This is a genomic window from Nocardioides sp. (genome assembly GCF_016462705.1).
GTDB lineage: Bacteria > Actinomycetota > Actinomycetes > Propionibacteriales > Nocardioidaceae > Nocardioides.
This window is the reverse complement of record NZ_JAEMSS010000170.1, coordinates 1-8,952: the sequence shown is the minus strand read 5'-3', so window position 1 is coordinate 8,952 and position 8,952 is coordinate 1. Positions and strand designations below refer to the sequence as shown.

General features: G+C 72.3%; 9 protein-coding genes and 1 pseudogene. 7 read left to right on the top strand and 3 right to left on the bottom strand.

Annotated elements, in window-relative coordinates:
* The 3 genes and pseudogenes from JHD21_RS17795 to JHD21_RS17785 form a co-directional block, all read left to right on the top strand.
* Window positions 1–780, top strand: a pseudogene (locus JHD21_RS17795) (hypothetical protein); the annotation flags it as partial.
* A gap of 203 nt (window positions 781–983) precedes the next feature.
* Window positions 984–1,994, top strand: a complete 1,011-nt coding sequence (locus tag JHD21_RS17790) for a DNA topoisomerase IB (protein WP_292677886.1) — start codon at window positions 984–986, stop codon at window positions 1,992–1,994.
* A gap of 7 nt (window positions 1,995–2,001) precedes the next feature.
* Complete coding sequence (locus JHD21_RS17785; RefSeq protein WP_292677884.1) at window positions 2,002–2,502, top strand: O-acetyl-ADP-ribose deacetylase; 501 nt, start codon at window positions 2,002–2,004, stop codon at window positions 2,500–2,502.
* On the opposite strand, the gene JHD21_RS17780 is transcribed toward JHD21_RS17785, so the two are convergent.
* Together JHD21_RS17780 and serC are read right to left on the bottom strand one after the other, a co-directional pair.
* Window positions 2,489–4,543, bottom strand: coding sequence for a PhoX family phosphatase (locus JHD21_RS17780; protein ID WP_292677883.1), 2,055 nt, complete (start codon window positions 4,541–4,543; stop codon window positions 2,489–2,491). The two genes, JHD21_RS17785 and JHD21_RS17780, sit on opposite strands and share 14 nt — an antisense overlap.
* An 82-nt stretch (window positions 4,544–4,625) precedes the next feature.
* Complete coding sequence (gene serC, locus JHD21_RS17775; protein WP_292677881.1) at window positions 4,626–5,744, bottom strand: phosphoserine transaminase; 1,119 nt, start codon at window positions 5,742–5,744, stop codon at window positions 4,626–4,628.
* Window positions 5,745–5,790: 46 nt separating this feature from the next.
* Here serC and JHD21_RS17770 point away from each other — a divergent pair, with 46 nt between their 5' ends.
* The 4 genes from JHD21_RS17770 to JHD21_RS17755 all read left to right on the top strand — a co-directional run bounded on the left by JHD21_RS17770 (window position 5,791) and on the right by JHD21_RS17755 (window position 7,877).
* The gene (locus JHD21_RS17770; RefSeq protein WP_292677879.1) at window positions 5,791–6,315 is read left to right on the top strand and encodes a GNAT family N-acetyltransferase; all 525 of its coding nucleotides are present in this window, start codon (window positions 5,791–5,793) and stop codon (window positions 6,313–6,315) included.
* A gap of 9 nt (window positions 6,316–6,324) precedes the next feature.
* Complete coding sequence (locus tag JHD21_RS17765; protein WP_292677877.1) at window positions 6,325–6,633, top strand: ribosomal protein L7/L12; 309 nt, start codon at window positions 6,325–6,327, stop codon at window positions 6,631–6,633.
* A gap of 10 nt (window positions 6,634–6,643) precedes the next feature.
* A complete protein-coding gene (locus JHD21_RS17760; protein WP_292677875.1) occupies window positions 6,644–7,231 on the top strand; it encodes a hypothetical protein in 588 nt (195 codons plus the stop codon).
* 67 nt (window positions 7,232–7,298) lie between these two features.
* Window positions 7,299–7,877: a hypothetical protein gene (locus JHD21_RS17755; RefSeq protein ID WP_292677873.1), complete on the top strand. Its 579-nt coding sequence runs from the start codon at window positions 7,299–7,301 to the stop codon at window positions 7,875–7,877.
* Between the two features lie 121 nt (window positions 7,878–7,998).
* Here the strand turns inward: JHD21_RS17755 and JHD21_RS17750 are convergent.
* Window positions 7,999–8,952, bottom strand: a 954-nt coding sequence (locus tag JHD21_RS17750; protein ID WP_292677871.1) for a citrate synthase 2, incomplete at its 5' end; no start/stop codon positions are given.

The following is an 8,952-nucleotide window of genomic DNA, read 5'->3' as shown; positions in this document are numbered from 1 at the left end:
GCGACGGTCGGGGTCACCCGGTGGTCCGCGGACCCCGTCGACGTCGAGGCGCTGGCCTCCGGCGACGGTGGAACGGTGTGGGTCGGCGACATCGGCGACAACCGCGGCGCCCGCGACTCGATCCAGGTCGCCCGGGTCCCCGTGGGCGAGGGCACCCGGGACGCCGACGTGCCGGCGTACGACCTGGTCTACCCCGACGGCGGCCGGGACGCGGAGTCGCTGCTCGTGCACCCCGGCACCGGGCGCCTCTACGTCGCCACCAAGGAGGTCTTCGGGGGCGTGCTCTACGCCGCGCCGGAGGAGCTCGACCCCGAGCGGCCCAACCGCCTCACCGAGGTCGGCCCGGTCATCTCGATCGCGACCGACGCGGCGTTCTTCCCGGACGGGCGGCACCTCGTGGTGCGCGGCTACGAGACCGCGACGGTCTACGGCTTCCCCTCCCTGGAGCCGGTCGCCGAGCTCGACCTGCCGGAGCAGGACCAGGGTGAGGGAGTGGCCGTCACCACCGACGGCGACCTGCTGATCAGCACGGAGGGACAGGACACGGACCTCCTCCGGGTGCCGCTGCCCGACGCCGTGACCGACGCGATGGCGCCGGCGCCCTCCGCGGAGCCGACGCCCAGCAGCACCTCGAGCGACCGCCCGGACACCGCCTCGCGGGAGGGTCGTGAGCTGCCGGAGACGACGGAGACGGTCCGCAGCCCGTGGCCGTGGTTCCTCGGCGGGTTCGTCGGCCTGGGCATCATCGTCGTGCTGATGCGGTCACTGCGTCGCCGGTAGCTCGCACCTCAACCACCGAGGATTGGTTACCCCAGTGCCCCCAACGGGCCGCGGCTTGAGCTCCGCGCGCCCAGAGCACGCACCTCGCGGCGTTGCCGTCGCTCGCGAGACAACGTGGGTATGGCTTCGCTCCGGCGCCTTGCGATGCACGCACTCTGAGCACGCGGAGCATGAAGCCACGCCCCGTTGGGGACACTGTCGCCATGCCGCGCCTGCGCCGTACCTCACCCGACCAGCCCGGCTGGACCCGACGCCGTGCCGGCCGGGGCTTCGTCTACCTCGACGAGAAGGGCGCCCGGCTCCCCGAGGAGGACGCCCAGCGGGCCCGCGACCTGGTGATCCCCCCGGCGTGGCGGGACGTCTGGATCACGCCGTACCCGCATGGCCACCTGCAGGCGGTCGGCACGGATGACGCGGGCCGGCGGCAGTACCTCTACCACCCGCAGTGGCGTGAGCGCCGCGACGCCGAGAAGTTCGACCGGATGCTGCTGTTCGGCAAGGCGCTGACCAAGGCCCGCGAGCGGGTGCTCGTCGACCTGGGCCTCGAGGGGATGCCCCTGGAGCGCGCGTGCGCCGCGGCGGTCCGGCTCCTCGACCTCGGCTACTTCCGGATCGGCAACGACGTCTACGCCGACGAGAACGGCAGCTTCGGGCTGACCACCCTCGAGCGCCGGCACGTGCGCCGCCGACAGAACTCCCTGATCTTCGCGTTCGTCGGGAAGTCCGGGGTGGAGCACGAGATCACCATCGACGACGCGGTGGTCGTCGAGGCCATCGAGATCATGCGGCGGCGCCGTTCCCGCGACGACGACCGGCTGCTGTCCTACCGCAACGGGCGGTCATGGCGGTCGCTGCTGCCCGACCTGGTCAACGACTACGTGCGGGAGACGACCGGGCTGGAGTCGACGGCCAAGGACTTCCGCACCTGGCACGCCACGGTCCTGGCCGCGGCCGCGCTGGCTGAGAGCCCCGAGCCGGGTCACACCAAGGCCTCGCAGAAGCGGGCGGTCGCCGGGGCGATGAAGGAGGTGTCGTCGTTCCTCGGCAACACCCCCACGTTGGCCCGGTCGTCGTACGTCGACCCGAGGGTCGTCGACGCCTATGCGCGGGGCAAGACCATCGAGAAGGCCACCCGGCGCACCTACGAGACCACCGACGAGCGGCAGGCCGCGCTGGAGCGGGCCACGCTCAAGCTGCTGCGGGAGTTCGAGTGAGGGCCGGATGAGGATCGCTGTCGTCCAGGGCGACATCACCGAGCAGGACGTCGACGCCGTCGTCAACGCCGCCAACAACGGCATGCGCGGCGGCGGCGGTGTGGACGGCGCCATCCACCGGGCAGGAGGCCCGGCGGTCCTCGAGGACTGCATCCGGCGGTTCCCGGACGGCCTGGCCACCGGTGACGCCGGCTGGACGACGGCGGGCGACCTCCCGGCCCGGTGGGTCATCCACGTGGTCGGACCCAACCGGCACGCCGGCCAGACCGACCGCTCGCTCCTCACGTCCTGCTACGCCCGCGCCCTCGAGGTCGCCGACGAGCTCGGGGCCCGCACGGTCGCCTTCCCGCTGGTCAGCGCGGGGGTCTACGGGTGGCCGAAGGACGACGCGGTCGCCTGTGCGCTCGAGGTGTTCCGCGCTGCGGACACCCGGGTCGAGGAGGCGCGGATCGTGGCGTACGACCGCGCCACCCTCGACCTGGTGTCCGCACAGCTCAGCGCCGGGTGACCTGCACGACCGACGGGCGCGGCCCGGCGAACTCACCGCGCCGCGCGGGGGACCCGGCCGGCACGTAGTCCGGGAAGTACGACTGCGGGGCGGCGTACGTCCCGTCCTCGCCGGGGTGCTGGACGGCGACGAACACCGACCCGTCCTTGTCGTGGACGACCGGGCCGCAGGTCTCGGCGCCGGCGGGCACGGCGAGGAACTGCTGCACCCGGCCGCGCTCGGGCCCGGCGAGCGGCACCTTGAACAGCCCGTCGTTGAGCGTGAGCGCGGAGGGCTGGCCGTCCGTGGAGACCCAGAGGTTGCCGTCGCTGTCGAAGGCCACGTTGTCGGGGCAGGAGATGGGTGAGACCGGGCCGGTCCAGCCGCCGAAGTACGTGCCCGCCGTGGCCGGGTCGCCGCAGATGAGCAGCAGGTTCCAGCTGAACGTCGGGGCCCGGTGGTCGCCGCCGGTCGGGATCATCTCGACGACGTGACCGTCCTTGTTCGCGGCACGGGGGTTGGGCTCGTCCACCTGAGCCGCCGTGCGCGCGGTGTTGTTGGTGCACGCCACGTAGACCCGGCCGTTGCGCAGGTTGGGCTCGACGTCCTCGGGACGGTCCATCTTGGTCGGCTGGACGACGTCGGCGGCCAGCCGGGTGAGCACGAGAACCTCCTCGGTCGTGAACCCGGGGACGACGGACTGGCCGCCGACGGTCAGCGGGATCCACTCGCCGGTGCCGTCGCTCACGCCGTCGCCGAGGCCGTCACCGGTGAACCGGGCCACGGACAGGTCGCCGTTGCTCAGCAGGGTCAGGTTGTGCCGGCGGTCCTTGGTGCGGCCGCCGGGACGGTAGGTGTCGCGGGAGACGAAACGGTAGACGTAGTCGAAGCGCTCGTCGTCACCCATGTAGGCGACCACGTGCCCGTCGCGGTTGATGATGACGTTGGCGCCCTCGTGCTTGAACCGGCCCATCGCGGTGTGCTTGACCGGTGTCGACCTGGGGTCCTCGGGGTCCACCTCGACGATCCAGCCGAACCGGTTGGGCTCGTTGGCGTACGCCGCGCTGGTGGCGTCGAACCGGGGGTCGAGCGAGCGCCAGTTCCGCGCGTCCCCGCTCGCTCCCAGGCCGTACCGCTTCTCGCGCGGGTCGGTCCCCGCCGCCTTGAAGTACTGGTTGAAGTTCTCCTCACCGGAGAGGACGGTCCCCCACGGCGTGGTGCCGCCGGCGCAGTTGTTCAGCGTGCCGCGGACCTTCCTGCCGCTGGGGTCGGCGGCGGTCTTGAGCAGCGCGGACCCAGCGGCGGGGCCGTCGACGGCGAACACCGTGTCCACGGTGATCCGGCGGTTCTTGCGGCCCCCCTTGACGTACGACCAGCGGCGGCCGCGGGAGCGCCGCTCGAGCTCGACGACCGTCATGCCGTGCGCGGCCCACGCCGTGCGGATGATCTCGGCCGGGTCCGTCCCCGGGGGGAACATGATGCCCTCGTTGGTGTACTCGTGGTTGGCCACCAGCAGGGCCCGGGTGCCGTCCCGGTTGGTCTCGATGATGTCGAGGTAGTCGTTGTTGTAGCCGAACTGCTGCGCCTGCCGGGCTCCCGACTGCTTGGCCGGGTCGAAGCCGGGGGCGTCCCGGAAGAGCGGGTCGCCCCAGCGGATGATCACGTCCCAGTCGTAGCCGGCGGGGACGCTCAGGTCGTCGACGGTCGCGGCGACGGGGGCGATCGGGTTGAACCGGAGACCCCGGGGACCGCCGCCACCGTGCCCGTGCCCGCGGGTGCCGGGGACGAACCGCTCGCCCGCCGCGGCGGGTGCCGCCGACGCCGCGAGCACGATGCCCGCCGCCGTACCCGCACCGACGACGGCGCGCCGGCTGAGGGCCGTGGCCGCGACGTCGCGGAAGTACGACGTCTCGGTCGTGTTGGGCGCGGGGGAGAAGCAGGCATCGCCGCAGCGCAGATGGCAGGTGACCGCGCTGCGGTTGCCGTGGGTGCGCCCGGCCATCGGCAGGACGCGGTGCTGGGGGGACGGGACGGGGCTGAGGTCGGTGGTCGAGGGCGTCATGGACCCGACGCTGCTCGTCCCGCGTGAGCGCCGGACGAAGTCGACGTGACCGTCCGGTGAACCGGACGGGGCCAGCGTCGTTCTAGAGCCGCTCGACGACCCAGTCGATGCAGGCCGTGAGTGCCGCGATGTCGGCCGGGTCGATGGCCGGGTACATCGCGATCCGCAGCTGGTTGCGGCCGAGCTTGCGGTAGGGCTCGGTATCCACGATCCCGTTGGCGCGCAGGACCTTCGCGATCTGGGCGGCGTCGACGTCGTCCTGGAAGTCGATGGTGCCGATCACCAGCGAGCGGTGCGCCGGGTCGGTGACGTAGGGGAAGGCGTACGGCGATGCCTCGGCCCAGCCGTACAGCGTCTCCGAGGACTGGGTGGTGCGCTCGACCATCCCCTTGAGACCGCCCTGGCTGTTCATCCAGTCCAGCTGCTCGGCCATCAGGAACAGCGTCGCGACCGCCGGCGTGTTGTAGGTCTGGTTGAGCCGCGAGTTGTCGATGGCGGTCTTGAGGTCGAAGAACGCCGGGATGTGCCGGTCCGAGGCGGCGATCCGCTCCGCCCGCTCGATCGCCGTCGGCGAGAACGTCGCCACGAACAGCCCGCCGTCGGAGGCGAAGGACTTCTGCGGCGCGAAGTAGTAGACGTCGGTCTCGGTCAGGTCGACCGGCAGGCCGCCCGCGCCGGAGGTGGCGTCGATCAGCACCAGCGACCCCGGGTCGGAGCCCGCGGGCCGGACCACGGGTGCCATGACCGCCGTGGAGGTCTCGTTGTGCGCCCAGGCGTAGGCGTCCACCCCGGCCTCCGCGACCGGCTCCGGCCGCGAGCCCGGCTCGCTCTTGATGACGCTGGGCTCGTCGAGCCACGGCGCCGCGGCCGCCGCGGTCGCGAACTTGGAGGAGAACTCGCCGAACGAGAGGTGCTGGCTCCTCCGCTCGATCAGCCCGAATGTCGCCACGTCCCAGAACGCCGTCGCGCCGCCGTTGCCGAGGACGACCTCGTAGCCGTCCGGCAGCGGGAACAGCTCGGCCAGGCCGTCCCGCACCCGGCCCACGAGGTTGCGCACCGGGGCCTGCCGGTGGGAGGTCCCCATCAGGCTGGTGCCGGTGGCCGCCAGCGCCTCGAGGTGGCTCGGCTGGATCTTGGAGGGACCTGCGCCGAACCGTCCGTCGAGGGGCTTGAGGTCGGCGGGGATCTGCAGGTCGGTCATGGGACTAGTCTCTCAGCCCGGTCATGCCGTCCCGACGAGGAGTCCAGTGCCCGACCCCCAGCCCGAGCCGGTGCCAGCACTACGCATCGAGCGTGTGCCGTACGGGCACCCGGACGCGCAGCTCCTCGTCGAGGAGGTCCAGGCGGAGTACGTCCGCCGCTACGGCGGTCGCGACGAGACCCCGATCGACCCGGCGGAGTTCGACCCGCCGCAGGGCGCGTTCTTCGTCGGCTACCTGGTCACGGTCGAGGGCGCGGACCTGCCCGTCGCGACCGGCGCCTGGAGGCTGCGCTCGGACGTGGAGGCCCTGGGCTCGCGGCGTACCGCCGAGGGGAAGCGGATGTACGTCGTCGGCTCGGCCCGCCGCGCCGGCCATGCCCGCACGGTGCTCGCGCACATGGAGCGCACCGCCGCCGACGCCGGCGCCGAGGTGATGATCCTGGAGACCGGCGCCCCGCAACCGGAGGGGATCGCCCTCTACGAGTCGTCCGGCTACGTGCGGATCCCCGGCTTCGGGCACTACGCGTGGTCCGAGGACAACCGGTGCTTCGCCAAGCGCCTCACCCGCTAGATTCCCGGCATGGGCATCTTCGGCACGCCACAGGACCAGGTGGACCGCGACGACCTCGACAACCTGCGGCTGCGGATCACCAGGCTGGAGACAGCGGTGGCCGCACTGCAGGCCCAGTCCGCGTCGGGCGGGGTGCCCTACGGGTCCGCGCAGGTCGTCGCCCAGCCCGCGGCCCTTGCCGGCACCGAACCGGACTGGATGGCCGAGGTGCGCTCACTCAAGGCCCAGGGCAAGGTGATCAACGCGATCAAGGTCTACCGCGAGAACACGGGCCTCGGCCTCAAGGAGGCCAAGGACGCCGTCGAGGCCATGCCGTAGCGGTGGCGTGGTGCTCCTCCCGCTCAAGGTCGCCCAAGGTGTCCGCGACGGCTCGGTGTCCCTGGCCTTCCGGCGCTGGCGCAAGCAGGACGTCGAGCCCGGTCGCCGGTTCACGACCGCCGCGGGGATGGTGCGGGTCGACGAGGTGACCGTCGTCGACGCGGACGCGATCACCGACGAGGAGGCGCGGCAGGCCGGGTGGCCGGACGCCGACCGGCTGCGCAAGCGCCTGAACCCCGACGCGTCCCTGCCGACGTACCGGGTCCGGCTGTCCTGGGACGGCGAGGACCCTCGGATCGCGCTGCGCGAGGACGCCGATCTCACCGACGACGACGTGGGCGCCCTCGACGCCCGCCTGGAGCGGCTCGACCGGGCGTGCAGCGAGGGCCCGTGGACCATGACGACGCTCGCCCTGATCCGGGCCCACCCGCAGCGCCGCGCGCCCGACCTGGCCGCCATGGTCGGCCGGGAGACCGCCCCCTTCAAGCTCGACGTCCGCAAGCTGAAGGCACTCGGCCTCACCCGCAGCTTCGCCGTCGGCTACGAGGTGTCCCCGCGCGGCCTGGCCTACCTGAGCAAGACGACACGCCGGGCGTGAGTGGTCCGTTCGGCTGATTTTCGGCGAACTCGAGGACAGCCCGACGGAGCCTGCTTACCGTCGATCGGTGCGAAAGCTCCTGACCATCCTTGCGCTGCTCCCCGCCCTGCTGCTCACCCCCGTGCTGCTGCCCCAGGCGGCGTACGCCGACGGCTCCGAGGCCGCCCCGATCGAGGACTACGCGTCGTACGAGCCGCAGACCACCTGCCACCCCAAGCCCCGGGCCGGCACCGTCGCCCTCGCCGAGTGGCTCACCAGCGAGCTCGGTGGCGGGGGCGGGGCGACCGGCCGCGCCTGCGGCGGCGGCGCGTCGGAGCACAAGGACGGCCGCGCCATCGACTGGACGCTGGACGCGAAGGACAAGGCCGACCGCAAGACCGCCAAGGCCTTCCTCAAGCTGGTCTTCGCGACCGACGACCAGGGCAACACCCACGCCCTGGCCCGGCGGATGGGGATCATGTATGTCATCTGGAACGACCATATGTACTCCGCGTGGGACCAGTTCGAGCGCGAGGGCTACCTCTCCTCGAGCTGCAAGACCAGGAAGAAGTGCTCCAAGACCCTCCGGCACCGCGACCACGTCCACATCTCGCTGTCGATGGCCGGCGCGAAGGGCAAGACCAGCTGGTTCACGACCGCTGGTTGAGGAGGCCCGCCAGGGCCGTCTCGAAACCTCGCAAGCCGTGGCTGGGACTCAACTCGCCGCCGCCCACTCGGCCCGCCTGAGCTGGTCGGGCCGGGTCACCTCGCTGAGGAGGGCCCTGCGCTCAGCCGTTCCACTCCGACTGCCAGCCGTCGACCTCGTCGGCCTTGCGGGCCGGCGGGCCGGCGTAGACGGCCGACGGCCGGATCAGCCGGCCGGTCTGCTTCTGCTCGAGGATGTGGGCGGACCAGCCGCCGGTGCGCGCACAGGTGAACATCGCGGTGAACATGTTGGACGGCACCTCGGCGAAGTCGAGGACGATCGCGGCCCAGAACTCGACGTTGGTCTCCAGCACCCGGTCGGGACGCCGCTCACGCAGCTCGGCGAGCGCGGCCTTCTCCAGGGCCTCGGCGACCTCGTAGCGCGGCGCGTTGAGCTCCTTCGCGGTGCGGCGCAGGACCCGGGCCCGCGGGTCCTCGGCGCGGTAGACGCGGTGGCCGAAGCCCATCAGCCGCTCGCCGGAGTCCAGCGACTTCTTCACGTAGGCCTCGGCGTCACCGGACTCCTCGACCGCTTCGATCATCGTCAGCACCCGGGCCGGGGCGCCACCGTGCAGCGGGCCGCTCATCGCGCCGATCGCACCGGAGAACGCCGCGGCGACGTCGGCGCCGGTCGAGGTGATGACCCGGGCCGTGAACGTCGAGGCGTTCATCCCGTGCTCGGCCGCCGACGACCAGTAGGCGTCGATCGCCTGCACGTGCTTGGGGTCCGCCTCGCCCTGCCAGCGGATCAGGAACTTCTCGGCGAGCGTGCGGCCCTTGTCGACCTCGCTCTGCGGCACGACGTGCTTGCCGAGGCCGCGCGCCGACTGCGCGGCGTACGACAGCACCATCACCGCGACCCGGGACAGGTCGAGGCGAGCCTGCTCGTCGCTGATGTCGTAGGTCTGGCCCATGCCCAGCATCGGCGCCAGCATCGCCACCGACGCCTGCACGTCGGCGCGGACGTCGCCGGTGTGGATGGCGATGTTGTAGGGCTCGGCCGGCGGGAGGCCGGGGGTGTAGGAGCCGTCGACCAG

Bases quoted from the DNA above. Each gene is read 5' to 3' on its own strand.
- JHD21_RS17790 (WP_292677886.1), top strand. From the start codon at position 984: ATGCCGCGCCTGCGCCGTACCTCACCCGACCAGCCCGGCTGGACCCGA.
- JHD21_RS17785 (WP_292677884.1), top strand. From the start codon at position 2,002: ATGAGGATCGCTGTCGTCCAGGGCGACATCACCGAGCAGGACGTCGAC.
- JHD21_RS17780 (WP_292677883.1), bottom strand. From the start codon at position 4,543: ATGACGCCCTCGACCACCGACCTCAGCCCCGTCCCGTCCCCCCAGCAC.
- serC (WP_292677881.1), bottom strand. From the start codon at position 5,744: ATGACCGACCTGCAGATCCCCGCCGACCTCAAGCCCCTCGACGGACGG.
- JHD21_RS17765 (WP_292677877.1), top strand. From the start codon at position 6,325: ATGGGCATCTTCGGCACGCCACAGGACCAGGTGGACCGCGACGACCTC.